The following is a 25,502-nucleotide window of genomic DNA, read 5'->3' on the forward strand; positions in this document are numbered from 1 at the left end:
CAGTCATGCACATCGCACTCGTCGAGCCCTACTGCACCGGGTCCCACGCCGCCTGGGCCACCGAGTACGCCGCCCATTCGACCCATGACGTCGAACTCTTCACCCTGGCCGGCCGCAACTGGAAATGGCGCATGCACGGCGGGGCGGTCACCCTGGCCTCCCGCTTCCTCGCGGCAGGCAAGAAGCCCGACCTCATCCTCGCCACGGACATGCTCGACCTGACTACCTTCCTGGCGCTGACCAGGCCGCTTAGCGACCGTTGTCCAAGCGCCATCTACTTCCACGAGAACCAACTCACCTATCCATGGTCTCCCGGCGACCCTGATCCCGGGGCACAGCGCGACCTGCACTATGCCTTCATCAACTACGTGAGCGCGCTGGCCGCCGACGCCGTGCTCTTCAATTCGCGCTACCACATGGACTCCTTTTTGGGTGATCTCCCGGGTTTCCTGAAGCGCTTCCCCGATGCCGTCGACCTTGCCAGCGTCGATGCTATTGCGGCAAAAAGCCGCGTGCTCCCCCTGGGGCTGGACCTGGTCAAGCTGGACCGCTTTCGCCCGCAGGGGGCGACCGAACCGGAGGTGCCGCTGTTACTGTGGAACCACCGCTGGGAGTACGACAAGGCGCCGGAGGCATTTTTCGAGGCGCTGTACCAGTTGGCCGACGAGGGCATCGAGTTCCGGGTGGCGGTTTTGGGCGAGTCCTTCGGGCGGGTGCCGGCGGTCTTCAAAGAGGCGCGGGAGAGGCTCGGCGCGCGGGTGGCGGAGTGGGGCTACCAGAAAAGTTTCGGGGAGTACGCACAGTGGCTCTGGCGAGCTGACATCCTGCCGGTAACCTCGCGCCAGGAGTTCTTCGGCGCCAGCGTCGTACAGGCGCTCTACTGCGGCTGCCAGGCCTTGCTGCCGGACCGGCTGGCCTACCCGGAGCACGTGCCGGGCGGCAGCGTGGAGGCGGTCGTGTATCGGGACGATGAGCCGCTGGTGGACCGGTTGCGGCAACTGCTGACCGGGGCGAGCGCAACGCGGCCGAACCTGGGCGGACACGTCGCGCGCTACGACTGGGGGCGGATCGCTGCGGTCTACGATGACTTCTTTGCTGGCTTGGTCGCTGGTGCAGGAGGAGTGGTGCCGGAGATTGCTTTCGGCTGGTGAGGAATAGAGGATGGGACGGCGGAGGGGGGGCGCCTCGGGGCGCCCCCATTCCCGTTTAGGCGGCTTGCTTGTTCACGGTGATGATCTGGGACGCTTTCTCGAGCCAGACCGTACCGCAGGAGGTGCATTCCAGCAGGTCTTTGGCGTAGCCGTCGGAATGCATGTCGATCTCGATTCCTACTTTGTTGTCACAATGCGGGCATTTCATTTTTCGTTTCTCCCCAAGGGCGGAATTTATGATTTTGACAATATATAGAACGTATCGTGTTGGTCAAGTGCTATTTTTTGGAAAAAGTCACCTAAAACAGTAGTTTAGCTTTTGTCTCTCCCTTGTTCCCTGAGCCTTCATTTTAAAACATTTCATTTTTTTGCGTCAACTTCATCCTCCCTTATTGATGTAAACACCTGTATTCACAGATTGATTCCCACAATCAAACAAGGGTATGTCTCGGAAGCGCTTTGTAGTTGACCTTTGCGTAAAATGATCGGTGTGGCGAAAAAAATATTCGCACCCGAAATCGTGGAACGATGGTTTGATGGAGCGTATACGGTATCTGGGCACAGAACTGCATCTGTTTAAATTTCCGCTGGAAATTTTATGCAGTAAATGGTATATTTGCGCTCGCTAATTTACCGGCCGGCCCGATCGGAGGTGCGACATGAAAGAAGCCATGTTCTACCAGAAGCTGGACGGCGCACGCGTGCGCTGCGAACTGTGCCGTTTCGGCTGCCTGATCGCGTCGGGGCAGCGTGGCCGTTGCCGGGTCCGGGAGAACCGTGACGGGGTGTTGTACACCTTGGTCTATGGCAATCTCGTTGCCGAGCACGTCGATCCCATTGAAAAGAAACCGCTTTTTCATCTCCTGCCCGGGAGCCGCTCCTACTCCGTGGCTACCGTCGGCTGCAATTTCAGGTGCCTGCACTGCCAGAACTACACCATCGCCCAGCCCGATGAACGGGCCGTGGAGCGCTCCGGCAATTTCGTCGAGCCTCAAAGCGTGGTGGAACGGGCGCTCGCCACGGGGTGCCGCTCCATCGCCTACACCTACACCGAGCCCACCATCTTCTTCGAGTATGCCTACGAGACCGCCAAACTGGCCAAGGCAGCCGGGCTCAAGAACATCTTCGTCACCAACGGCTACATTTCCAGCGCTGCCCTGGCCGCCATCGCCCCCTACCTCGATGCCGCCAACATCGATCTCAAGGGATTTTCCGACTCCTTCTATCGCGAAGTGGTGGGAGCTGCGCTCGGGGAGGTGCTGGACTGCATCCGGGACTACAAGCGGCAGGGGATCTGGGTCGAAGTGACGACCCTGGTGATACCCAACCGCAACGACTCCGAAGCCGAGTTGCGCGACCTTGCCCGCTTCATCGCCGAGGAGGTAGGTGTGGAGACACCCTGGCACGTGACCCAGTTCTACCCGACCCACCGCCTCACCGACCAGCCGCGCACGCCGGTGGAAACCCTGCGGGCCGCGAGGCGCATCGGGCAGGAGGCGGGGCTTCGCTATGTCTATGAAGGCAACGTGCCGGGGGAGGGGGGCGAAAACAGTTATTGCTCTTTGTGTGGCTCCCTGCTAATTAAGAGGCTCGGCTACCTGGTGGAAAAGAATTTTCTCTGCAATGGGACCTGCCCCGGATGCGGGGCGGTCATCGAGGGTGTATGGACGTAATGCGGCGCATGGCCCGGTGGGCGAAGCTCTCCGAACCAGGGTTCGTTTCTTTTTTTTTCCAGGTACTACTTGGCGCGGTTATCGTCCTCGTGTTCTGGGTCGTCGATGGGCTGCTCGATTACCTGCTCTTCGGTGGCAAGCCGCTCAGCGAGTATCTGTTGGCCTCGGACAGCCACGAGGACTTCGCCCTGGTACTTTTTCTGGTCTGTGGCCTGCTGCTCTACAGCCGCCGCGCCCACCGCAACGAAGCCGCTTTGGAGCGGGCTCTGCAGGATGCGCTGGAAGAGGCCCAAAAGGAGCGGGCCAAGATGGAGCGTATCTTTGAGGCCCTAGGGGAGGCCGTCTCCATCCAGGATCCCGAACTCAAGGTGCTCTATCAAAACCCGGCCCACCAGCGCATGACCGGCACCCATGCCGGTCGCTACTGCTACGAGGCGTACCGCAAGGAGAGCGAGGCCTGCGCCGGGTGCCACATTCTTGCCTCCTTCGAGGACGGCAAGGTGCACCGCGCCGAACTGGGGCCGGAGGCTTCCGCCACCGGGGGGTACGTCGAGCTGATCGGCTCTTCCCTGAAGGGGAGTGACGGCAAGCCCCTTTTCGGCATCGAGATCGTCCGCGACATCACGGCGCGCAAGCTTGCCGAACAGGAAACCGCCGCTCTCAACGCGGCCCTTACCCACCAGGCCGCGGAACTGCAACAGGCAAACCAGGAGCTCGAGGCGTTCTGCCACGCCATCTCCCACGACATGCGTGCCCCGCTCACCAGGGTGTACAGTTCGGCCCAGGAGCTGCGGGGATACCGCGAACAGCTCGATGAAAACGGCCGCTTCTTCGTCGATCTCGTCCATGACGGCTGCATCCAGATGGAGGCACTGCTCGACTCGCTGATGGTGCTCTGCCGCGTCACCGAGGTGGAGATTTCCTGCACGACCTTCGACCTGGTCCCCGCCGCCCTCGAGATAGCGGCCCAACTGCGCCAGGATTACCCCGATCGCCCCGTTTCCTTCCGCGCCCCCGAACATCTCACGGTGCACGGGGATCCCCAGCTTCTCCGGGTGGTTTTGGAAAACCTTCTCTCCAACGCCTGGAAGTACAGCACCAAGGTGGAAGCCCCGGTGGTGGAGCTCGGCTCTCAGACCACCGAGCAGGGGGAGACCGCCATCTTCATCCGCGACAACGGCGCCGGCTTCGACAGCACCCGCGCCGGACAGCTGTTCCAGCCCTTCAAGCGGCTGCACACCTACCGCGAGTTCCCCGGCACCGGCCTGGGGCTTGCCACGGTGCGCCGTATCGTGCGCCGTCACAACGGCCGGGTCTGGGGGGAAGGGGAGCCCGGCCGCGGGGCCACCTTCTACTTCACGCTGCCGCGGTGACGTGGAAACGGTTGCCCCGGCAGCGCCATTCATGCTATACATCAACTTTCTTTCAATAAAATCCACGTGATGAAGAGGTTTTCTTCTTGAAGGTTTCATTGCTACGTCGCTTCTGGGTTACTTTCTCGGTCTGGGTAATCGGCAGCTACGCTTCACTGTTGAACCGGTTCCGCGTCGAGGGAGCCCACCACATCCCCGCCGATGGAGGGGTCCTGATCGCCTCCAACCACATCTCCGCCTACGACACCGTGTTTCTCCCTTGGGCCGTGATCCGTAACCACCCGATGCAGATGCTGTGGGCCCCGGCCAAGGAAGAGCTTTTCTCCGGGCTCATGGGGCTCGTATACCGCTCCTGGGGCGCCTTCCCGGTGCGCCGGGGCCGCGACGTGCGTGCCGGCAAGCAGATCAACGCGCTTTTGGCCGACCAGAAGGTGATGCTCTTCCCCGAGGGGACCAGGCACAAGGACGGCGTCCTCGGCAAGGGTAACCGCGGCGTGGGCAAGATCATCTACGACACCAGGCCGCACGTGATCCCGACTGCGCTCACCGGTATCAACCGCTGGAAGTTCCCGGGTGTGGGGCTGCAAGGGGGCGTGGTTTTCGGCGCGCCGCTCGATTTCAGCGACCTGTACCAGCTCGAGGACTGCAAGGAGACTCACCAGTTGATCGTGGACCGCGTTATGGACGCCATCGCCGCGCAGTTGCAGCAGGGGAGGCAGTCGCATGAGGGTTGAGATCTTCTGCGACGGCGCCTGCAGCGGCAACCCCGGCGTCGGCGGCTGGGGGAGCATCCTGCGCTACGGCGACAAGGTTAAGGAGCTTTCCGGCGCCGAGGGCGAGACCACCAACAACCGGATGGAGATGAGCGCCGCCATCCAGGCGCTGGAGGCGCTGACCCGCCCCTGCGAGGTGGTGGTCACCACCGACTCGCAGTACCTCGCCAAGGGAATGACCGAGTGGCTTGCCGGTTGGGTGAAAAGGGGATGGGTGAACTCCAAGAAGGAACCGGTCCTGAACCGCGACCTCTGGGAGAAACTGCTGGCGCTCGCCAAGACCCACCGGATCACCTGGGTCTGGGTGCGCGGCCACAACGGCCACGTGGAAAACGAGCGCTGCGACGAACTGGCGCGGGCGGCTATCGACAGCTACCGGGCCGGCGCAGGCAGGTAAGGGGGCGTCAGCCTCCCGATAACGAGGGTGCAGTGGATTACTTTATCATCGAGGTCTCCGAGGAGGAGGTCCGGCGCGAGCGTGAAAAGGCGCGCGAACTGCGGCGCAGCCAGTGGTGGAAGAACCGGGTGGCCAAGGGGGTCTGCCACTGGTGCCGGGGCAAATTCCCCCCGGCTGAGCTCTCCATGGACCATATCGTTCCCGTGATCCGGGGCGGCAAGTCCGCCAAGGGGAACGTGGTCCCCTGCTGCAAGGAATGCAACAACAAGAAGAAGCACATGCTCCCCATCGAGTGGCAGGAATACCTGGCAGGGATGGGGCGGGACGGCGGCGCCGGCGCGGAGTGAGGCTGCCGTGGAGATAGAGTTTTGAGCCAAAAGATCAAGGCGGTCATCTACGACTGCGACGGCGTGTTGTTCGACTCCTTCGAGGCGAACTACGCCTTTTACCACCAGATCCTGGAGCGCTTCGGCAAGCCCGCCATCGACCGCGGCGACCACGATACCATGCGCATCCTGCACACCTACTGCAACAAGGACGTGCTCGAATACCTGTTTGCCGGCGACGACCGCATGGACGAGGTGCGCGCCTTTTCCGCCGGCATCGACTACCGTAAACTCTTCCCGCTCATGGTCATGGAGCAGGGGCTGCGCGAGACCTTGGACGCGTTGAAGGGGAGGGTGGAGCTGGCGATCTGCACCAACCGCGCGAGCTCAATGGACATCCTGCTCGCCTCCTTCGGGCTGGACGGTTACTTCAGCTGCGTCATGACGGCAGGGAGAGTCAAGAACCCCAAGCCGCATCCGGAGCCGCTCTTCAAGGTGCTGGAGCACTACGGACTCGCGCCGGACGAGGCACTCTTCGTCGGCGACTCGGACGTGGACCGCCGCGCCGCCCAAGGCGCCGGGGTCCCCTTCGTCGCCTACCGCGGTGACCTCGGGGGGACCACAAGGATAGATAGACACCAGGATCTGCTGTTACTGCTTTAGCCACCGGAGGGTTGGACCTATGGAGCCTGTGCCGCAGGAAGATGTCGAGAAGCTGTTCAGTCGCGCCCTCACCGCCTTTTCCGTCGGCGAGTACCAGGTGGCCCTTGCCCAACTCGAGCGGGCGCTGAAGCTCCAGGACAACCCGTTGCTGCACTCCTACCTCGGCCTGTGCATCGCCAAGGAGCGGGGCCAGGTGAAGAAAGGGCGCGAGCTCTGCCTTGCCTCCCTGGAGCTCGAGCCGGAGAACCCGGTGCACTACCTGAACCTGGCCCGGGTGCACCAGGCGGCCCGTGAGAAGCCGCAAGCCCTGGAGGCGCTCAGGAAGGGGATGTCGGTCGGCGGGAGCGAGGAGATCAAGGCGCTCCTGGCCACACTCGGCACCAGGAAACCGCCGCCGCTGCGTTTCCTTTCCCGGGATCACTTCCTGAACAAGTGGCTGGGCATCGCTCTTTCCCGCGTCGGCCTGCGTTGAGCCCGGTTCCGTAGTATACTTTTCCTCGTTTGCCCATCCAGAGCGCGAGGAGGTGCCAGATGACCGACCGATTCAAGGAACAGGGTGCTTTTAGCTGGTTTGAACTGACGACGGATGACGTTGCCGCCGCCCAGTCCTTTTACGGCAGGGTTTTCGGCTGGAGTATGGAGCGCTGGGACGGGGAAGGGGATTACACCCTGATCAAGGTTGCCGGCAAGGAGGTCGGGGGGATGGCTCCCGCCGGACCGGGGCACCGCAAGCCGCTGGGCTGGGGCGTGTATGTCACGGTGACCGATGTGGACCAGACCGCGGCCAAGGCCGAGGAGCTGGGAGGGACGGTGCTGGTTCCCCCCACCGACATCCCGAGGGTGGGGCGCTTCTGCGTGCTCCAGGATCCGCAGGGGGCGGTGGTGAGCGCCATCACCTACTGCCGCCCGTAGCGGATCTCACATAACGTCAAAGGCCGCGCCCGGAATCCGGTGCGCGGCCTTTTTTTTGTCTCATGGTTCCTAAGGGCAGCGTCCCGTTTTTTTCCCCCCTCCCAACCTCCCCCCTCCGGGGGGAGGAGCCGATCTGTAAGAACCACCGGTGAGGTCCCCGCCCCCGGAGGGGGAGGGCTAGTGAGGGGGAGTCGGTCCTCCCGCTGCGAAAGCACGTGCAGTCTGTTCGTTCTAAATGCCGAGGATCATGGAAAGATCGTGCAGTTGATCCTGCTGGGTCTTCTCGCTCACCACCACCGTCTCCAGCGCCGTACAGCAGATCTCGCCGCAGCAAAGCCCCACCATCTTACCCTTCTCCCCGGCCAGCAACTGCTCGACCGCGGCATGGCCGAAGCGGCTCCCCAAGAGGCGGTCGAACACGGAAGGCGCGCCGCCGCGCTGGTAGTGCCCGAGCACGGTGACCCGGGTCTCGAAACCGATGGCGTCCTTGATGTTGTCGGCGATGTTCTGGGCGCGGCCGGCACCTTCGGCGAGGATGATGATGGCGTTGCTGCGCCCTTCCTCGTAGCGCTGCCTGAGCTGGTTGCACAGGTCGGCTATGTCGCACTCAACCTCCGGGATGATGGCGTACTCCGCGCCGGTGGCGATGGCGCTCATGCTGGCCAGGTAACCGGAGTTTCTTCCCATCACCTCGATGACGAAGGCGCGGTCGTGCGAGCTGGCGGTGTCCTTGATGCAGTCGACGGCGTAGATGATGTTGTTGAGCGCCGTGTCGACGCCGAGCGCCATGTCGGTGAAGGCGATGTCGTTGTCGATGCTGGCCGGGATCCCCATCACCGGCACCCCCATGCGGTGCAGGGCGAGCGCCCCGTTCAGCGAGCCGTCGCCGCCGATCACCACCAGCCCCTCGACCCCCAGGTCCTGCAGGTGTCGGACCGCCTTTTCCCGGCCCAGTACGGTGCGGAATTCCTCGCTGCGAGCCGACTGCAGGAAGGTGCCGCCGCGGTGCAGAATCCCGGCTACGTCCCTGGTGGTCATTTCCAAGAGGTCGCCCTTCAGCAGGCCCGCGTACCCCTTCCTGAAACCGACCACCTGCACCCCGTGTCCCAGCGCCGTGCGCGTTGCGCTCCTGATCGCCGCGTTCATGCCGGAGCAGTCTCCGCCGCTGGTGAGTATCCCGATCTTCTTCATGCTCTGACTCCGCTGGAGGTTAGTGTGCCGAGGGGGCTGGTCCGCCCCGGGCAAAGCAAGCTTGAATATATCATGGGGTGTTGCATTTTCAACAAGGCCTTACCGCTCGGGATCGTTCGTCTTTTCCCGCTGTCCCCTGATCCATGCCATGCGCTCGCGGATGCTTTTCTCGTAGCCGCTCTCCTTGGGTGCGTAGAAGCGCCGTCCCGAGAGTTGCTCCGGGAGGTAGCCCTGCGCCACGACGCCGTCCCGGTAGTCGTGCGGGTAGAGGTAACCCTTGCCGTAGCCCAGCCCCTTCATGAGCTTGGTGGGGGCGTTTCTGATCTGCATGGGGACCGGAAGGCCGCCGGACTTCCTTACCTCGGCCAGCGCTTCGTTGATCCCCATGTAGCTCGCGTTGGATTTTGGAGCGGTGGCGAGGTATGTGACGGCCTGCCCCAGGATGATCCTTCCCTCGGGCATCCCCACCAGCCGGAAAGCCTCCAGCGCCGAGACCGCCATCTGCAGCCCGCGCGGGTCGGCGTTGCCCACGTCCTCGGAGGCGAAGATGACCATGCGGCGCAGGATGAAGATGGGGTCTTCTCCCGCCTCGATCATCCGCGCCAGCCAGTAGAGCGCGGCGTCCGGATCTGAGCCCCGCATCGACTTGATGAAGGCGGAGATGACGTTGTAGTGCTCCTCGCCCCCCTTGTCGTAGAGCAGGGGCTTCTTCTGCGTCGCCTCGCGAGCGATATCGAGAGAGATCTCGCCCTCGCGCGCCAGCCTCGCCGCGGTCTCCAGGGTGTTGAGCGCGATGCGGGCGTCGCCGCCGGCCTGCTCGGCCATGAAGGAGAGGGCGTCCTCGGAGGCGGTCAGCTCGAATTCCCCGAGTCCGCGTTCGCGGTCGGTCAGCGCGTTGACCAGGATCTGCCGGATGTCCTCGTCGGCAAGCGGGTTCAAAACCAGCACCTTGCAGCGCGACAAAAGCGGCGCGATCACCTCGAAGGACGGATTCTCGGTCGTGGCGCCGATCATGGTGAAGGTGCCGCGCTCAACGTAGGGGAGGAAGGCGTCCTGCTGGCTCTTGTTGAAGCGGTGGATCTCGTCCACGAAGAGGATGGTGCGCTTGCCCTGGAACTTGAGGATGTCCTCGGCTTCCTTGACCACCTCGCGGATCTCCTTGATGCCGCTCATGATGGCCGAGAAGAAGATGAAGTGGCTCTTGGTGGCGCCCGCGATGATGCGGGCCAGGGTGGTCTTGCCGGAGCCCGGAGGGCCCCAGAAGATGAGGGAGGTGACCCGATCGGTTTCGATCAGGCTTCTCAGGAGCTTTCCTTCGCCCAGAAGGTGCCCCTGTCCCAGGTATTCGGAGATGGTGCGGGGCCGCATGCGTTCGGCAAGCGGCGCGAATCGTTCGTCAGTTCCGTTGAAAAGATCCAATCAATGCCTCTGTAGTTCCACGGCTCCCGGAAGGATGTCCACCGGCTTGATGCCCCAGATTTCGCGGGCGTACTGGTCGATGGTCCTGTCACTGGAGAATTTGCCCATACCGCCGCAGTTGAGTATCGCGCGCCGGCCCCATTCGTCGGGCTGCTTGAACAACTGGGCGACCTGTTCCTGGCAGGCTACGTAAGACGCGTAGTCGGCCAGGAGCATGTAATGGTCCCCGAGGTTCAAAAGCGAGTCGGTGAGCGGCGTGAACAGTTCGGGAGCCCACGGGGAGAAGAACCCCGAGGCGATCATGTCCAGTACCCGCTTCAGTTCCCGGTTGCCGTTGTAGTATTCCCGCGGATTGTAGCCACGCGCGCGCAGCTGCGACACCTCGGCCGCGGTCATGCCGAAGATGAAGATGTTTTCGCGTCCCACCTCTTCCATGATCTCGATGTTGGCGCCGTCGAGCGTCCCGATGGTGAGGGCGCCGTTCAGTGCGAACTTCATGTTGCCGGTGCCGGAAGCCTCGGTGCCGGCGGTGGAGATCTGCTCGGAGAGGTCGGAGGCGGGGAATATCTTTTCCGCCAGCGACACGCTGTAGTTGGCCAGGAAGACCACCTTGATCCGTCCCGCCACGTCCGGGTCGTGGTTGACCACGGCGGCCACAGCGTTGATGAGCCGGATGATCAGTTTGGCGGTTGCGTAGGCCGGCGCCGCTTTGCCCGCGAAGATGAAGGTGCGCGGCACCACGTAGGCTCCCGGGTTGTCCTTGATCCTATTGAAGAGCGTGATGATGTGCAGCACGTTCAGCAGCTGCCGCTTGTACTCGTGCAGCCGTTTCACCTGCACGTCGAAGAGCGAGTCGGGGTCGACGTCGAGGTCGTTGTGCTGCTTGATGTAGCGGCACAGCCCCTCCTTGTTGCTCCGTTTCACCTGGCGCCAGCGAGCGATGAACTCAGGGTCTGCCGCTATGGCACGCAACTTCTCCAGCTCGTACAGGTTCGTGGTCCAGCCGTCGCCGATGTACTCGTCGATCAGGCCGGAGAGGGCGGGGTTGGACATCTTGAGCCAGCGCCGCTGGGTGATGCCGTTGGTCTTGTTGTTGAAGCGCTCCGGGTACATCTCGTAGAAGTCGTGGAACAGCTCGTTCTTGAGGATCTCGGTGTGCAGCGCGGCGACGCCGTTGACCGAGTGGCTCCCCACGATGGCCAGGTGCGCCATGCGGATCTTTCTCTCCCAGTGTTCCTCGACGATGGACATCCGCGCCAGGCGGTTGGGCTCGTCGGGGAAGCGCTCCCGGATCTCCTTCAGGAAGCGCTCGTTGATCTCGTAGATGATCTGCAGGTGCCTGGGCAGGATCTGCTCGAAGAACCAGACCGGCCACTGCTCCAGCGCCTCGGGGAGGATGGTGTGGTTGGTGTAGGCGAAGGTCTTCTTGGTGATCTCCCAGGCGTCCTCCCACTCGACCCCCTCCACGTCCATGAGCACGCGCATCAGTTCGGGAATGGCGAGGGTGGGGTGGGTGTCGTTCAACTGGATGGCCACCTTGTCCGGCAAAAGCCTCATGTCCTGGTGCTTCTTCTTGAAGCGGTAGATGACGTCGTGCACGGTGGCCGAGGCGAGGAAGTACTCCTGCTTGAAGCGGAGCTCCTTCCCCTCCACCACGTTGTCGGCGGGATAGAGCACCTTGGAGATGGTCTCCGACTGCATCTTCTTTTCCACCGCGCGGATGTAGTTCCCCTCGTTGAAGAACTTGAGGTCGAATTCGCGGCTGGACTTGGCGCTCCAGAGCCTGAGCGTGTTGACGCTGTGGGTCTGGTAGCCCGGGATCGGGGTGTCGTAGGCCATGGCCATGACGTCGTCCGTGTCGACCCACTCGCGCACCAGCTTGCCGTTTGCGTCGAAGGTCGAGATGACCCGGCCGTAGAACTTCACCGTGTGCAGGTGCTCCTGCCGGTCCAGTTCCCAGGGGTTGCGGTAGCGCAGCCAGTTGTCCGGTATCTCCACCTGGGCGCCGTCGATGATGTGCTGGCGGAAGATGCCGTACTCGTAGCGGATGCCGTAGCCGTAGGCGGGGATGGACATGGTGGCCATGGAGTCGAGGAAGCAGGCGGCGAGCCGCCCCAGGCCGCCGTTGCCGAGGCCCGCGTCCTGCTCCTCGTTGACGATCTGGTCGAAGTCGTTGCCCAGCGAGGTGATGGCGTCCTTGAAGTCCTCCCAAATCCCGAGGTTGATCAGGCTGTTGCTGAGGGTTCTCCCCATCAGGAACTCCATGGACATGTAGTAGACTCTCTTGTTGTCGGAGTTGTAGTACGCTTGCTGGGTGTCGAGCCAGCGCTCAACGAGGTAATCCCGCACGGCATAGGCGAGGGCGTTGAACCTGTCATAAGGAGTGGCGGAGTATTTGTCCTTTCCCAGTGTGTATTCGAGATGTTCGAGAAAGGACTTGATAATGAGCATCTGCTTGTCAAGCTCTTCGTTCACGCCTATCTGCTCGTCGGTCATGAGTCACCCTGCATCTGCACGTAGTTATTGTGGGAAAGTCTCTGCGGGACTACTTGGGGTGCGCCAGTTTTCCGTTGGACATGATACACCAACTGTGCTAGTAAATCCTAGATTACAGTACAAGTAAAGGGCTCGTGATGAAAAAAATCGCCATTTTCGCGAAAGTGCACGATCCGCGTTGCCTGGGGGTTGCCGAAGAGCTGATCGAGTGGCTGGCGGCACGGGGTGTTACCGCTCATGTCGAGGAACACCTCTCGCGCAGGCTCAGGCGTACCACGCTCGCCGAGAGCTCGGAGAGCTCCGAAATCGCGCGCGACGCCGACCTCGTGGTGGTGCTCGGGGGGGACGGCACCCTGATCGCCGCTGCCCGTCTCATCGGCGAGTGCGATGTCCCGATCCTGGCGGTCAACCTGGGGAGCCTCGGTTTCCTCACCGAGATCACCCTGGACGAGCTTTACCCGTCGATGGAGCGCTGCCTGGCCGGCGACTTCGAGACCACCGAGCGCATGATGCTCCTGGCGAGCGTCGAGCGCGCGGGCGAAGTGGTAGAGCTGCATCGCGTGCTGAACGACGTGGTCATCAACAAGGGGGCCCTGGCCAGGATCATCGACATGGAAACCTCGGTGACCGGGCGCTACCTGACCACCTTCAAGGCCGACGGCCTGATCATATCGACCCCGACCGGCTCGACCGGTTACTCGCTGTCCGCCAATGGCCCGATCCTGCACCCGGAGCTGGAGTGCATCTCGATCACCCCGATCTGCCCGCACACACTGACCAACCGGCCGCTGGTGGTGGACGCGCAGGCCCAGATAGCCATCAAGCTGAACTACGCCCCGGACGAGTCCGTGTTCCTCACTCTGGACGGCCAGGTGGGGATGAAGCTCCTCTCTGGCGACGTGGTGCAGATCCGGAAGGCCCCCCACGTGACCCGCCTGATCCAGTCCCGCAGCAAGGACTACTTCGAGGTGCTCCGCACCAAGCTTAAATGGGGTGAACGCTAAGTGCTCAGAGAGCTCCAGATAACCAACCTTGCCATCATCGACAAGCTGCACGTTGAGTTCAGCCCCGGGCTCAACATCCTGACCGGCGAGACCGGCGCGGGCAAGTCCATCATCATCGACGCGGTGAACCTGATCCTCGGCGGGCGCGGCAGCGCCGACCTGATCCGCGCCGGCGCCAAGGAGGCCTCGGTGGAGGCCGTCTTCGACCTCTCCGGCCGCGAGGCGCTGCTGGAGGCATTGGCGACAGCCGGCATCGAATGCGACGGCGAGCTGCTGGTGCGGCGCGTGGTCGCTGCCGGCGGCAAGAGCCGCGTCTTCATCGGCGGTGGGCTGGCCACCACCTCGCTTCTTTCGGAGATCTGCCGCAACCTGATCAACATCTACGGCCAGCACGACGCGCAGAGCCTTTTGAAGACCGAGCAGCACCTGCTTCTTCTGGACGGCTATTGCGGGGCCATTTCCCTGCGCGCAGATTTCGCCGCGCGCTTCGAGCAGTGCCAGGCGGCGAAACACGAACTGCAGGCGCTCGAGGCGGGGGAGCGCGAGGCTGCGCGCCGGCTCGACCTGCTCGCGTTCCAGAGCAACGAGATCGCCGAGGCGAAGCTCACCGCGGGTGAGGAAGAGGAACTCGCCGAGGAACGCGCCAGGCTGGCGCACAGCGAGAAACTGATGGGCGCATCGCAGGGCGCCTTCGACGCCCTCTACGGTGGCGAGGCAACGCTGTTGGGGACCCTCTCCGGCATCATCGCAGGTGTCGCCGACGCAGGGCGCATCGACCCGGCGCTGACTCCGGTTACCGAGACGCTCGAGGCGGCTTATGCGCAGCTCGAAGACGCCTCCCTCACCCTGCGCGACTACGCCGCCCGCGTCGAGTCCGACCCGGCACGGCTGGAGGAGATCGAGGACCGGCTCGACGCCATCGGCCGCCTCAAGAAGAAGTACGGCGCCAGCATCGAGGAGATCCTCGAGTACCAGCGCCAGGTGGATCAGGAGCTGTCGGTGCTCTCCAACATCGAAGGGGTCCGGAGCGAACTGCAGCAGCGCATCGCGCAGCTGGAGCAGGAACTGGCGACGCTGGGAGCCAAGCTGACCAAGGCGCGCCAGGACGGCGCGAAGAAGCTCAAGCAGGGGATGGAGCACGAACTCGGGGAACTGGCCATGAAGCACGCGGTGTTCGAGACCTCTTTCGAGCAGAGCGCCGAGGCAAAGAGCTACGGCTTCGAGCGGGCCGAGTTCCTGTTCTCCCCGAACCCGGGCGAACCCCCGAAGCCCTTGGCCAAGATCGCTTCCGGCGGCGAACTCTCCCGTCTCATGCTGGCGCTGAAGCAGCTACACCCCGACTCCGAGGTGCCCACCCTCATCTTCGACGAGGTGGATACCGGTATCGGCGGGGCGACCAGTGCGCTGGTGGGGGAGAAGCTGAAGCGGGTGGCCCGTGAACAGCAGGTGCTGGCCATCACCCACCTGCCGCAGGTGGCGGCTTTCGCCGACCAGCACTTGAAGGTCGAGAAGAAGGTCGCCGACGGGCGCACCGCCACCGGCGTGGAACTCCTGGAAGGGGAGGAGCGGGTGGCCGAGGTGGCGCGCATGCTTTCCGGCGCGCGCGTCACGGAAAAGACCCTGGAACACGCCAGGGAGTTGATTCAGGAGGCAGTGAGATGATCAGAAAGGCCAGGATTGGCGACGTAAAAGACATTCAGAAACTTTTGACCAACTTCGCGAGCCGCGGGGAAATGCTCTCCCGCTCGCTTTCCGAGCTGTACGAGGCGTTGCGCGACTTCTATGTTTTCGAGGAGGACGGCCAGTTGCTGGGCACCTCCGCCCTGCACATCGTGTGGGAGGACCTGGCCGAGGTCCGTTCCGTCGCCGTCGCCGAGAGCGTCGGGCGGCGCGGCATCGGCAGCCAGGTGGTGGGTGCCTGCATCGATGAGGCCCGTAGCCTGGGGCTCAAGAAGCTCTTCTGCCTCACCTACAAGCCCGACTTCTTCGCCAAGTTCGGCTTCAAGGTTGCCGACAAGTCCGAGCTGCCGCACAAGGTGTGGGGCGACTGCATTAAGTGCGTCAAGTTCCCGGACTGCGATGAGATCGCGATGATTCTGGAGCTGTAAAGGCAAAGGCGGGGCTAGGGGCTAGGGGCTAGGGGCTAGTACTGCTTTTGGGGGTTCCTAGTCCCTAGTCCCCAGCCCCTAGCCCCTGCTTTCGAGGTTTTGGATGGACCTGACACAACACGCCGATGCGGTGCAACGCCTGCTCAAGGGGCGCCAGATCGACGGCTACGAGATCGCCGTCTCCGGCTCGCGTGACCTTGCCATCGAGGTGAAACAGGGGAAGGTGGACGCCTTCCGCGTGGCCGAACCGTTGGGCGTTTCCCTGCGGCTGCTGGTGGGGCAGGGGATGGGCTTCTCCTATTCGACCGCCCTCGACGAGGCCTCGCTGGAAAGCATGGTGGAGGGGGCGCTGGTCGCGGCCCGGGTGCAGACCCCGGACGAGCACTTCACCTTCGCGGAAGCCGCCGCCTCCTACCCCGACACCCCCTGGCTCTTCGATCCGTCGCTTGCCTCCGTCGACGAATCGGTCAAGGTTGCCCGCGCCCTGGAACTGGAGCGCCTGGTGCTCGCATTCGATCCTCGCGTGAAACGGGTGCGCAAATGCAGCTACGGCGAATCGACCTACCACTCCATCGTGCGCAACTCACTGGGCCTTGATGCCGCCTACAGCGGCACCTACAACTCCTGCAGCGTCTCCGCGGTGGCGGAGTCCGACGGCGACGCCCAGACCGGCTGGGATTACGGCTTCTCGCCTTCCTTCGCCGGCATCGATCTGGCTGCGGTCGCGGCCGGCGCCGGGCGCAAGGCAACCGGGCTCTTGGGAGCGCGCACGCTGGCCACCATGCACTGCCAAGCCGTCCTCGATAACCGCGTCGCCGCCGACCTGCTCGATGTCCTGTCCGGCTCCTTCCTCGCAGAAAACGTGCACAAGGGGAAATCGCTTTTGGCCGGCAGGGTAGGGGAGCGCCTTTTTTCGGAACTGGTCTCCGTGCGTGACAACGGCCTCCTCCCCGGCGCCCTGGGAAGCGCGCCTTCAGATGGCGAGGGTGTGCCGCAGCAGGACAACGCGCTGGTGCAGGGGGGCGTGCTGCAGGGATTTCTCTACGACAGCTATTGGGGCAGGCGCCTGGGGGCGCGCTCGACCGGCAGCGCGGTGCGCAGCAGCATCAAGACCCCGCCCAAGGTCGGTGTTCACAATATCCATATCGAACCGGGCAAGGCCGATCCGGCAACACTGCTGGCGGGGGTGCGCAAAGGTGTGTTCATCACGGAGGTGATGGGCATGCATACGGCAAATCCCATCTCCGGTGACTTCTCGGTGGGTGCAGCCGGTTTTTACGTGGAAGGTGGGGAGGTCAGGTATCCCGTCAAGGGGCTGGCCCTGGCAGGTAACCTGCTGGAAATGTTCGGAAGGGTGGACCAGGTCGGCAGCGACCTGCGTTTCTTCGGCTCGGCAGGGGCCCCCTCGCTGGGGATTGCCGAACTCGACGTCAGCGGAACCTAGGACCGCCCCGGGCGGGTGCGGTCCTTCAATCGGCTTACTTTGTTACCCCGCTGCGTCCAGGATCTCGATCAGCCTGCGCACGAACGGGCTCACCACAGCGTAGTGCACCTCGACCCCGTCGCGGGTCCCCTCGATGATCCCCTTATTCTTCAAAAGCGCCAGGTGCTGCGACACGGTCGCCTGGGGAAGCCCCAGGCATTCCCAGATGTGCTTCACGTTGCACTCCTGGGTGCACAGCCCTGCCACTATCTTCAGGCGGATCGGGTGCCCGAGCACCTTCAGCATCTCCGCTTCTTTTCCAAACTCTCTGGTCTTGTCAAATGCCAACTTGGTATCCTCCGGTTTGAGCTAAAGATAATCTATATATGCTAATTGCAATTGTCAACTGAATTACTTTGCTTCCTTGAGGAAGATTTCCTCGCTGAAGTGGCAGGCCGCCCGTTGCCCGGGTACTTTTTCCAAAAGTTCCGGTCGTTTCTCGCTGCACACCGGCTGCGCGTACGGGCAGCGTGGGTGGAAGGGACAGCCGCTCGGCGGGGCAACGGGAGAGGGGAGCTCCCCCTTGGCGATCACGTGCCGGGTCCTCTTCTTGGGATCGAGGCTCGGTATCGCGGAGAGGAGTGCCTCCGTGTAGGGATGCAGGGGACGGTTCAGCACCTGATCGCGGCTGCCGGTCTCAACGATGCGCCCCAGGTACATGATCGCCACCCGGTCGCTTAAGTGCCGCAGCACGGAGAGGTCGTGGGTGATGAACAGGAAGGAGAGCCCCAGGTCCTTCTTCACGTCCTGCAAGAGGTTGATGATCTGCGCCTGGATGGAGAGGTCCAGGGCCGATACCGGTTCGTCGGCGATGATGAGGCGCGGCGACACGGCCAGGGCGCGCGCGATGCCGATACGCTGGCGCTGCCCGCCGGAGAACTCGTGCGGGAAGCGCATCATGTGCTCGGGGGAGAGTCCCACCCGTCTGAGCAGTTCCGCCACCTTGTCCCGCCGCCCGGCGGCGTCGCCGATGCGGTGGATCTCCAGGGGCTCGCCCAGGATCTCGGCGACCCGCATGCGCGGGTTCAGCGACGAGAACGGGTCCTGGAACACCATCTGCACTTCCTTGCGGTACTGGGCCAGCTCCGCCTTGCTCATGCGCGCCAGCTCACGCCCTTCGTACTTGATGCTCCCCGAGGTGGGCGGGGTGAGGCCGGTCAAAAGCCGGGCTACGGTGGATTTGCCGCATCCCGATTCGCCCGCAAGCCCCAGCGTCTCGCCCGGGTACAGCTCCAGGTCGATGCCGGCGACGGCGGTGAGGATGCGTTTTTCGGCGAACATGCCGCCGCGCACGGGATACTGCTTCACCAGGTTTTCTGCGGTCAGAAGCGGCGTCATGATACCTTCCGGCAGCGCACCAGGTGTCCCGGCGCCACCTCCCTCATCTGGATGGTTTCCCTGCTGCAGGCGTCGTCGCCGATGGGGCAGCGCTCCCGGAACGGGCAGCCGGCCAGGTCGCCGCGCAGGTCGGGGACACCGCCGGCGAAGGTGGCCAGCTTCTCGCCGGGCGTGCCGAACTCGGGGAGCGAGGCGAGCAGCCCCTTGGTGTAGGGGTGCAAGGGGTTGGCGAACAGCTCCGCGGTGGCGGCGCTCTCCACGATCTCGCCGGCGTACATGATGGCGGTCCGGTGGGCGCGCTCGGCCACGATGCCGAGGTTGTGGGTGATCAGGATCAGGCCCATCTGCTTTTCCGCCATGAGCCGGTCCAAAAGTTCCAGTATCTGCGCCTGGATGGTCACGTCGAGCGCCGTGGTCGGCTCGTCGGCGATGACCAGTTCCGGGCCGCAGGCAAGCGCCATGGCGATCATGACGCGCTGGCGCATCCCACCGGAAAGCTGGTGCGGGTAGTCCTTGACCCGGTCCGTGGCAGCGGGGATGCCGACCTGGGTCAACAGCTCGACCGCTTCGCGCTCGGCGCCCTGTGCGCTGAGGCCGCGGTGGATCCTGAGCCCCTCGGCGACCTGGAAGCCGACGGTAAAGACCGGGTTCAGCGAGGTCATCGGGTCCTGGAACACCATGGCGATCCGGTTGCCGCGGATCTCGCGCATGCGCTCCTCGGAGAGTGCCAACAGGTCCTCGCCCTTGAAGCGGATGGAGCCTGCGACGATGCGGCCCGGCGGGGGGACCAGCCTCAATACCGAGGCGGCCGTGATGCTCTTGCCGCAGCCGGACTCGCCCACCAGGGCCAGCGTCTCGCCCGGCTCGACGGTCAGGTCGACCCCGCGCACGGCCTTCAGTACGCCGCTCTTCAGGCGGAATTCGGTACGCAGTCCTGTGATCTCTAGAAGTGCCGGCACAAGGGCTCCCGGTGCCCGCGAGGGGCACAAAAAGGCGCGGACCGGCTCTGCCGGCCGCGCTACAAAGTTTTATCTTATACCATTATTTGAATTACTGGGCAATGAAGGAGTGAGATGCGTTACCGCTCTTCTGCGGGGTGGGGACCACGTGCAGCCCCGGGTATTCCTCGCGCTGCGGCAGGAAATTGGGCGTCTTCAGGAGCTTGATGAAGATGGGAACCAGTTCCGGGTCGAACTGGGTGCCGGCGTTCTCGGCCAGCTCCTGGATGGCAACCTCGAGCTTGAGCGCCTTGCGGTAGGGGCGGTCCGAGGTCATGGCGTCGAAGCTGTCCGCGATGGCGAGGATGCGGGACTCCAACAGGAGTTCCTGCCCGGTCAGGCGGTTGGGGTAGCCTTTGCCGTCGTAGCGCTCGTGGTGCTGACCGATGCACAGGCGCACGTCGTGCAGGAACTCGATCGGCTCCAGGATCTTCATGCCGATGGTGGGGTGCTGCTGCAGCTCGGCCACGTCGTCCCGGGTGAGGGTCGCCTCCTTGTGCAGCAGGGAAAGGTCGATGCCGATCTTGCCGATGTCGTGCAGGATGGCGGCGCGCTCGATCACCTTGAGGCGGTTGGCGGGGAGCTCGAGTTTTCTGGCCAGGGCCAGCGAGAAGCGGGTAACGCGCTCGGAATGGCCGCGGGTGTAGCTGTCGGACGCCTCGATGGCGGAGACCAGGGCCTGGATCGTGTTCAGGTAGGTCTTCTGCTGCTCGTCGTAGAGCATGGCGTTCTTGATGGCGATGGAAGCCTGGGCCGCGATGGTGGACAGGAGTTCCAGCTCCTCGTGGTTGTAAACCGTGTTGTTGAGCTTGTTGACCACGGTGAGGGTGCCGATGATCTCGTCCTTCACCATGAGCGGCGCGCAGATCAGGGTCTTTCTCTCGAAGCCCAGCGGGCTGACGCGGTCGAATTCGGGGGTCTGGGCGATGTCGGCGATCAAAAGCGGCTTGCTGTTCTGAATGACCCAGCTGGAAACGCTGGAGGGCTTCATGGGGACGCGCAGGTGCTGCGGGTTCGGGTCGCGGTAGCCGACCAGGTTGGTGACGCGCAGTTCGCCGTGTCCGGCGTCGTACAGGACCACGTAGCCGACCTGGGCCTGCAGCGTGTCCATGGTGGTCTTCACCACCAGCCGGTACAGGTCCTCCACCTCGATGATGGAGTTGATGGCCAGCCCGAGGCGGTACAGGGTGGAGAGCTTGGCGACCGCTTTTTCCAGGTTGGTGTTCTTGTCTTCCAGTTCACCGGCCAGGTCGGCGATCTTGTAGTTGGCCTCCTCGATCTCCTCGATGCGCTCCTCGAGGGTCACGTTGAGGTTTTCTATCTCACGGATCTGCTCTTCGAGGCGGCCGTTCATCAGGTGGGTCTCGCGGTGGTGCGCCAGCTTTTCCTGGGCCCGGGCCAGTTCGCGCTCGTGTTTTACGGTCGACTCCATCAGGTTGGCGATGGTGCCGACCATGTGGTTGAAGCTGTTGCCCAGCGAGCGCATCTCGCGGCTGGAGGTGAGGTTGATCTCCTGGGAGAAGTCCCCTTGCTCCACCTTCTCCATGTAGCGCATCAGCTTGCGCAGGGGGTGCTCCACGTAGATGACCAGGAAGGTGAATATGGTAGCAACCGTCAGCAGGACCAGGAGGATGGCGGAGAAGATGGCGATCTCGCGTTCGCGGGAGATGAAACCGTTCATGTAGCCGAGGGAGAGCTTGATCTCGAGCAGACCCAGGGTCTCATTGCGGGCGGGGTGACACTTATAGCATTGCGGCGCGTTGAAGATGCGTGCGTAAGAGAGGAAGACACCCTCTTCGGGGAGCAGGGAGAGGTTGCGGTTGGGGAGCTTGCTGCGGCCCTGTTCCGGGACCTGCTTGCCGATCTCGTCGCGGTCTGCGGAATTGAGGATCTTGCCTTCCGCGTCAACGATCCGGATGGACTTGACGAACTCGCGGGATTTGATCCGGGCGAAGATGTTGGCCACCTCGTCCGAGCGGCCGGAAAGCATGGCGTTGGCGACGGAACTCTTGATAGTCTCGATCAGGACCGAGGTGTTCCGGTTGGCAATCTCGTGCAACATCTCCTTTTGCTGCCTGTAGTTATGATAGGCAACGGTGGAGATGACGATGACCAGGATCGCGGTGACCAGGGTGAGGATTTTGATCTTCAGGGAGACGCGCATACAGCTCCGAACGGTGGTGCAGATCACGCTAAATGACTATGTCCAACAGCGATATAGCCTTTTTTTGTACTTCTGGCAACACTTATTTGGGATTTCCAGTTCCGCTTCGCTGCCGTCAAACCTACTGATCTCGACATCTTAGCTTTACCGGTTACTGCCGGACCCCACAGGTGACGACCCTGTGAACTCCAGACTTAATGAGAAAGAAAGCAAATCGCTTGCCAACTCATTAAACTGAAAACCCTCTGATTAGAGCCACAAAATTATTGACTTTACGGACGGTTCCATGGTTTATATCTAAGGCTTTTGCGGGGACAGTTAAACCCATGTGTAAATGGAATTGATGAGCTGCTTCAGGACGTTGATCATATTACTCATCTGCCTCGCCGCCGGGGGTAGTGCCGCGGCGATGCGGCCGGAGATGGTGCGGGTGGCCCTGTTCAAGGGGGCGGAAACCCTCAGGATCGACGGCGATGGCGTGCTTCTTACCGACGGCCGTGAACCGCTCAGGGTGGAGATGCCCCTGGAGGTACGTCGCTCGGGGAGCGGTCTCAGCGTCAACGGCAGGCCGGTGAACCGCCTGGTTGCTTCTGCGTTTTCGCGTATCTCGGTGAATGGCAAGGGGTATCGGGCCTTGATCGAGGTGTCGCCGGCTGACAAGGGCCTGCTGGTGGTGAACGAACTGCCGCTCGAGGAGTACCTGGTCGGCCTCATCAACTGCGAGATCAGTTCCGCCTGGCCCATTGAGGCCATCAAGGCGCAGGCGGTCATCGCCCGTTCCTACGCGGTGTACCAGATGCAGGCCCGCCGCGGCCAGAGCTACCAGCTCGAGTCCAGCGTGATGGACCAGGTGTACGAGGGGGCGGACGTAGAGGATAGCCGCGCCGCCTACGGCGTGCGCGAGACCGCTGGAGAGGTGCTCACCTACAACGGCAAGACCATCCAGGCCTTCTACCATTCCAATTGCGCCGGCCACACCGAGAATTCCAAGAACGTCTGGGGACTCTCGATCCCTTACCTTCAGGGCGTTTCCTGCCGTTACTGCGGAGAGTCCAACCCGATCCGCTGGGAGTTGAACCTTCCCCTGAGGAAGGTGGAGAACTCGCTCAAGGCCGCCGGCTTCCAGGTGGCGGGCCTCAGGGAACTGCGGGTGCGCGGCAGGAACGCAAGCGGCAGGGTGCAGGACGTGGTCGCTGAATGCTCCCGGGGGAGCGTCATCATCCCGGGCGTCGCCTTCAGGAAAGCCCTGGGCTACGGCACCGTGAAGAGCACCAACTTCGAACTGCGCAGCCAGCGCGACGATCTCCAGGTGAGCGGCACCGGCTCCGGGCATGGCGTCGGGCTGTGCCAGTGGGGCGCCAAGGGGCGCGCCAACGAGGGGTTCGATTACCGCGAGATCCTTAATTACTATTATCCGGGCGTGAAGCTTTCCGGCGGGTACGGTCGTTAGCATGCGCCTTTCAGATTTTGATTACGAACTCCCGCCGGAGCTGATCGCTCAGCACCCGGCCAGCCGCAGGGACGCCTCCCGGCTCTTGACCCTCGAGCGCGCCACCGGCGCGGTGGGGGAGAGCACGGTGGCCGCCATCGCCGCCGAGTTCCGCCCCGGCGATCTCCTGGTCCTGAACGACACCCGCGTCATCCCGGCCCGTCTCAATGGGCACAAGGAAAGCGGCGGCGCAGTAGAGGTATTCCTGGTGCGCCGCGTTCCCGGCGTGGACGAGGTATGGAGCTGCCTGATCAAGGCCTCCAAGTCTCCCGGCCCCGGCACCCGCATCATCCTTCCCGCCGGTGTCACGGCCACGGTGGTGGCCCGCGAGGCCGGGGAGTGGCAGGTCCGCTTCGAGGGAAGCGACGACTTCATGTCGTGGCTGGAAGGGGCCGGCAGCATGCCGCTGCCTCCCTACATCAAGCGCGCGCCCGAAGGGGAGGACCTGGAGCGCTACCAGACCGTGTTCGCACGCGAGAAGGGGGCCGTGGCCGCCCCCACCGCAGGACTGCACTTCACCCCGGAGATCCTGGCTGAGATCCGGGGTCGCGGCGTGGAGATCGCGCCCCTTACCCTGCACGTCGGGCTGGGGACCTTCATGCCGGTGCGGGTCGAGGACCTGTCCCAGCACACCATGCACCGGGAGCTGTACCGGATCCCGCACGAAACCGCCGAGGCCATCCGCCGCACCAAGGAGGCCGGGGGGAGGGTGATCGCGCTCGGGACCACGTCGATGCGTGCCCTGGAGCATGCGGCGGCATCGGGAGAGTTGGAGGCTGGGGAGCGCGAGGCGGACATCTTCATCCTGCCGGGATACCGTTTCCGGGTGGTTGATGCGTTGATAACGAATTTTCATCTCCCCAAATCGACTCTATTTATGTTAGTGTGCGCTTTCGCCGGCAAAGAGTTCATGTTGAACGCCTACCGCGAGGCGGTACAGCGCCGCTTCCGGTTCTTCAGCTACGGCGACGCGATGTTTATCGGATAAAGGATTATTTTGTCAGCTATATCGTTTGAACTGATCAAGAAAGACCCGGGCTGCGCGGCCCGTTTAGGCTCTCTGACAACCACGCACGGCAAGATCGAAACCCCGATTTTCATGCCGGTCGGCACCCAGGCGACGGTCAAGGCCATGACGCCCGAGGAACTGGTCGAGGTGGGGTCGCAGATCATCCTCGCTAACACCTACCACCTCTACCTGCGCCCCGGCCACGAGCTGGTGGGAAGACTGGGTGGCCTGCACCGCTTCATGCACTGGGACCGCCCCATGCTGACGGACTCCGGGGGATTCCAGGTCTTCTCGCTGGGGGAACTCAGGAAGATCTCCGAGGAGGGGGTGAAGTTCCGCTCCCACATCGACGGTTCCAAGCACTTCATCTCCCCCGAGGTCTCCATCGCCATCCAGGAGGCGCTGGGCGCCGACATCGCCATGTGCTTCGACGAGTGCCCTCCCTATCCGGCCGAACGCTCCTACGTGCAAAAGTCGCTGGAGTTGACCACGCGCTGGGCCAGGCGCTGCAAGGATGCGCACAGCCGTCCCGACCAGGCGCTCTTCGGCATCGTGCAGGGGGGGATGCACCCGGACCTGCGCCGCGAAAGCGCCCGCCAGATCACCGACATCGGCTTCGACGGCTACGCGCTGGGGGGGCTGTCGGTGGGCGAGGAGAAGGAAGTGATGCACGGCATGATGCAGGAGTGCAGCGACATCCTGCCGGAAGATTCGCCGCGCTACATCATGGGGATCGGGGCGCCCGAGGACCTGGTCGAGGCGGTCTACAACGGCTTCGACATGTTCGACTGCGTCATGCCCACCAGGAATGCCAGGAACGGTGCACTGTTCACCAGTTTCGGCAGGATCAACATCAAGGCGGCCATCTACGCCGAGGACCAGGGTCCCATCGATCCCGCCTGCGACTGCTATGTCTGCCGCAACTACTCCAGGGCCTATCTGAGGCACCTGTACCGCAGCCAGGAGATCCTGGCCTCGCGGCTGAACAGCTGGCACAACCTGCACTTCTACCTGGACCTGATGAAAGAGGTGCGGGAAGCGATCGGCAGGGGCGAGTTCGTCAAGTTCAGGCAGGACTTCTACGCTGCCAGGACAGCATGTTAGACACACCGAGTTGAAGCTGTTCCAGAAAGTTTTTCACTGTCTCAAAGTGATGGAAATACAACCCAGGAGGTAACTAAATGTTAGGTTTGGCGTTTGCAATGGCTGCTCCCGCGCAGGGCGGCGCGCCGGCGGGCGGAGGGATGATGGCGCAGTTCCAGGGGCTGATCCCCCTGGTGTTCATGTTCGCCATCTTCTACTTCCTGCTCATCAGGCCGCAGCAGAAAAAGGCCAAGGAGCACAGGGCGCTTCTGGACGCGCTCAAGAAAGGCGATCAGGTCGTCACCGCCGGCGGCATGCACGGCAAGGTGACCGCACTGGATGACCAGGTGGTTACCCTGGAGATCGCTCCCGGCGTCAACGTCAGGATCAACAAGGGGTACATTGCGTCTGTTAAGCAGGACTAGTGCATTGATCGAATTTTTCCGAAAGGA

General features: G+C 63.1%; 25 protein-coding genes. 17 read left to right on the plus strand and 8 right to left on the minus strand.

The features are described from left to right. Positions 1-5: 5 nt before the first annotated feature. Positions 6-1,151: a tRNA-queuosine alpha-mannosyltransferase domain-containing protein gene (locus tag JFN91_RS12995; RefSeq protein ID WP_199389621.1), complete on the plus strand. Its 1,146-nt coding sequence runs from the start codon at positions 6-8 to the stop codon at positions 1,149-1,151. 55 nt (positions 1,152-1,206) lie between these two features. On the opposite strand, the gene JFN91_RS13000 is transcribed toward JFN91_RS12995, so the two are convergent. Beyond that, positions 1,207-1,359 carry a TFIIB-type zinc ribbon-containing protein gene (locus tag JFN91_RS13000; RefSeq protein ID WP_199389622.1) on the minus strand — a complete coding sequence of 51 codons (153 nt, stop codon included), beginning with the start codon at positions 1,357-1,359 and terminating at the stop codon, positions 1,207-1,209. Between the two features lie 451 nt (positions 1,360-1,810). On the opposite strand from JFN91_RS13000, the gene amrS reads away from it, so the two are divergent. The 8 genes from amrS (at position 1,811) to JFN91_RS13040 (ending at position 7,268) form a co-directional block, all read left to right on the plus strand. After that, the gene (gene amrS / locus JFN91_RS13005; protein ID WP_199389623.1) at positions 1,811-2,824 is read left to right on the plus strand and encodes an AmmeMemoRadiSam system radical SAM enzyme; all 1,014 of its coding nucleotides are present in this window, start codon (positions 1,811-1,813) and stop codon (positions 2,822-2,824) included. Continuing rightward, the gene (locus JFN91_RS13010; protein WP_199389624.1) at positions 2,815-4,197 is read left to right on the plus strand and encodes a sensor histidine kinase; all 1,383 of its coding nucleotides are present in this window, start codon (positions 2,815-2,817) and stop codon (positions 4,195-4,197) included. The genes amrS and JFN91_RS13010 overlap by 10 nt, the downstream gene beginning before the upstream one ends. 86 nt (positions 4,198-4,283) lie before the next feature. Beyond that, positions 4,284-4,931: a lysophospholipid acyltransferase family protein gene (locus JFN91_RS13015; protein WP_199389625.1), complete on the plus strand. Its 648-nt coding sequence runs from the start codon at positions 4,284-4,286 to the stop codon at positions 4,929-4,931. Continuing rightward, positions 4,921-5,367 carry a ribonuclease HI gene (rnhA, locus tag JFN91_RS13020; protein ID WP_199389626.1) on the plus strand — a complete coding sequence of 149 codons (447 nt, stop codon included), beginning with the start codon at positions 4,921-4,923 and terminating at the stop codon, positions 5,365-5,367. The genes JFN91_RS13015 and rnhA overlap by 11 nt, the downstream gene beginning before the upstream one ends. A gap of 32 nt (positions 5,368-5,399) precedes the next feature. Then, the gene (locus JFN91_RS13025; protein WP_199389627.1) at positions 5,400-5,714 is read left to right on the plus strand and encodes an HNH endonuclease; all 315 of its coding nucleotides are present in this window, start codon (positions 5,400-5,402) and stop codon (positions 5,712-5,714) included. Positions 5,715-5,735: 21 nt separating this feature from the next. Next, the gene (locus JFN91_RS13030) at positions 5,736-6,356 is read left to right on the plus strand and encodes an HAD family hydrolase (protein WP_199389628.1); all 621 of its coding nucleotides are present in this window, start codon (positions 5,736-5,738) and stop codon (positions 6,354-6,356) included. A gap of 19 nt (positions 6,357-6,375) precedes the next feature. Continuing rightward, entirely contained in the window at positions 6,376-6,828 is a 453-nt protein-coding gene (locus JFN91_RS13035) for a hypothetical protein (protein ID WP_199389629.1), read from the plus strand. A 59-nt stretch (positions 6,829-6,887) separates the two neighbouring features. Next, positions 6,888-7,268 carry a VOC family protein gene (locus JFN91_RS13040; protein ID WP_199389630.1) on the plus strand — a complete coding sequence of 127 codons (381 nt, stop codon included), beginning with the start codon at positions 6,888-6,890 and terminating at the stop codon, positions 7,266-7,268. A gap of 231 nt (positions 7,269-7,499) precedes the next feature. On the opposite strand, the gene pfkA is transcribed toward JFN91_RS13040, so the two are convergent. The 3 genes from pfkA to JFN91_RS13055 form a co-directional block, all read right to left on the minus strand. Further along, on the minus strand, positions 7,500-8,459 hold the full coding sequence (pfkA, locus tag JFN91_RS13045) for a 6-phosphofructokinase (RefSeq protein ID WP_199389631.1): 960 nt from the start codon (positions 8,457-8,459) through the stop codon (positions 7,500-7,502). Positions 8,460-8,558: 99 nt separating this feature from the next. Further along, positions 8,559-9,827 (minus strand): replication-associated recombination protein A, encoded by a 1,269-nt coding sequence (locus JFN91_RS13050; RefSeq protein ID WP_236015136.1) that lies wholly within the window; start codon positions 9,825-9,827, stop codon positions 8,559-8,561. Positions 9,828-9,878: 51 nt separating this feature from the next. Then, positions 9,879-12,374 (minus strand): glycogen/starch/alpha-glucan phosphorylase, encoded by a 2,496-nt coding sequence (locus JFN91_RS13055; protein ID WP_199389633.1) that lies wholly within the window; start codon positions 12,372-12,374, stop codon positions 9,879-9,881. 137 nt (positions 12,375-12,511) lie between these two features. Between JFN91_RS13055 and JFN91_RS13060 the strand changes: the two genes are divergently transcribed. The 4 genes from JFN91_RS13060 (at position 12,512) to JFN91_RS13075 (ending at position 16,930) form a co-directional block, all read left to right on the plus strand. Beyond that, positions 12,512-13,378 carry an NAD(+)/NADH kinase gene (locus JFN91_RS13060; RefSeq protein ID WP_199389634.1) on the plus strand — a complete coding sequence of 289 codons (867 nt, stop codon included), beginning with the start codon at positions 12,512-12,514 and terminating at the stop codon, positions 13,376-13,378. Further along, on the plus strand, positions 13,379-15,040 hold the full coding sequence (gene recN, locus JFN91_RS13065) for a DNA repair protein RecN (protein WP_199389635.1): 1,662 nt from the start codon (positions 13,379-13,381) through the stop codon (positions 15,038-15,040). It abuts the gene before it with no gap. Further along, the gene (locus tag JFN91_RS13070; RefSeq protein ID WP_199389636.1) at positions 15,037-15,486 is read left to right on the plus strand and encodes an N-acetyltransferase; all 450 of its coding nucleotides are present in this window, start codon (positions 15,037-15,039) and stop codon (positions 15,484-15,486) included. Before recN ends, JFN91_RS13070 begins: the two co-directional genes overlap by 4 nt. Positions 15,487-15,589: 103 nt before the next feature. Next, a complete protein-coding gene (locus tag JFN91_RS13075; protein ID WP_199389637.1) occupies positions 15,590-16,930 on the plus strand; it encodes a TldD/PmbA family protein in 1,341 nt (446 codons plus the stop codon). A 42-nt stretch (positions 16,931-16,972) separates the two neighbouring features. On the opposite strand, the gene JFN91_RS13080 is transcribed toward JFN91_RS13075, so the two are convergent. From JFN91_RS13080 to JFN91_RS13095, 4 genes are all read right to left on the minus strand, one after another. After that, positions 16,973-17,257, minus strand: a complete 285-nt coding sequence (locus JFN91_RS13080) for an ArsR/SmtB family transcription factor (RefSeq protein WP_199389638.1) — start codon at positions 17,255-17,257, stop codon at positions 16,973-16,975. Between the two features lie 63 nt (positions 17,258-17,320). Next, positions 17,321-18,307: an ABC transporter ATP-binding protein gene (locus JFN91_RS13085; RefSeq protein WP_199389639.1), complete on the minus strand. Its 987-nt coding sequence runs from the start codon at positions 18,305-18,307 to the stop codon at positions 17,321-17,323. Continuing rightward, entirely contained in the window at positions 18,304-19,266 is a 963-nt protein-coding gene (locus tag JFN91_RS13090) for an ABC transporter ATP-binding protein (protein WP_199389640.1), read from the minus strand. Before JFN91_RS13090 ends, JFN91_RS13085 begins: the two co-directional genes overlap by 4 nt. A 91-nt stretch (positions 19,267-19,357) precedes the next feature. Further along, positions 19,358-21,469: an HD domain-containing phosphohydrolase gene (locus JFN91_RS13095; protein ID WP_199389641.1), complete on the minus strand. Its 2,112-nt coding sequence runs from the start codon at positions 21,467-21,469 to the stop codon at positions 19,358-19,360. Positions 21,470-21,812: 343 nt separating this feature from the next. On the opposite strand from JFN91_RS13095, the gene JFN91_RS13100 reads away from it, so the two are divergent. The 4 genes from JFN91_RS13100 to yajC all read left to right on the plus strand — a co-directional run bounded on the left by JFN91_RS13100 (position 21,813) and on the right by yajC (position 25,475). After that, positions 21,813-22,919 (plus strand): SpoIID/LytB domain-containing protein, encoded by a 1,107-nt coding sequence (locus JFN91_RS13100; RefSeq protein WP_199389642.1) that lies wholly within the window; start codon positions 21,813-21,815, stop codon positions 22,917-22,919. 1 nt (position 22,920) lies between these two features. Then, positions 22,921-23,946 (plus strand): tRNA preQ1(34) S-adenosylmethionine ribosyltransferase-isomerase QueA, encoded by a 1,026-nt coding sequence (queA, locus tag JFN91_RS13105; protein ID WP_199389643.1) that lies wholly within the window; start codon positions 22,921-22,923, stop codon positions 23,944-23,946. 9 nt (positions 23,947-23,955) lie between these two features. Next, entirely contained in the window at positions 23,956-25,071 is a 1,116-nt protein-coding gene (gene tgt, locus JFN91_RS13110) for a tRNA guanosine(34) transglycosylase Tgt (protein WP_199389644.1), read from the plus strand. Between the two features lie 77 nt (positions 25,072-25,148). Then, the gene (gene yajC, locus JFN91_RS13115) at positions 25,149-25,475 is read left to right on the plus strand and encodes a preprotein translocase subunit YajC (protein WP_183347036.1); all 327 of its coding nucleotides are present in this window, start codon (positions 25,149-25,151) and stop codon (positions 25,473-25,475) included. The last annotated feature ends 27 nt before the right edge of the window (positions 25,476-25,502 follow it).

This window comes from Geomonas anaerohicana, assembly GCF_016458305.1.
Classification (GTDB): Bacteria; Desulfobacterota; Desulfuromonadia; order Geobacterales; family Geobacteraceae; genus Geomonas; species Geomonas anaerohicana.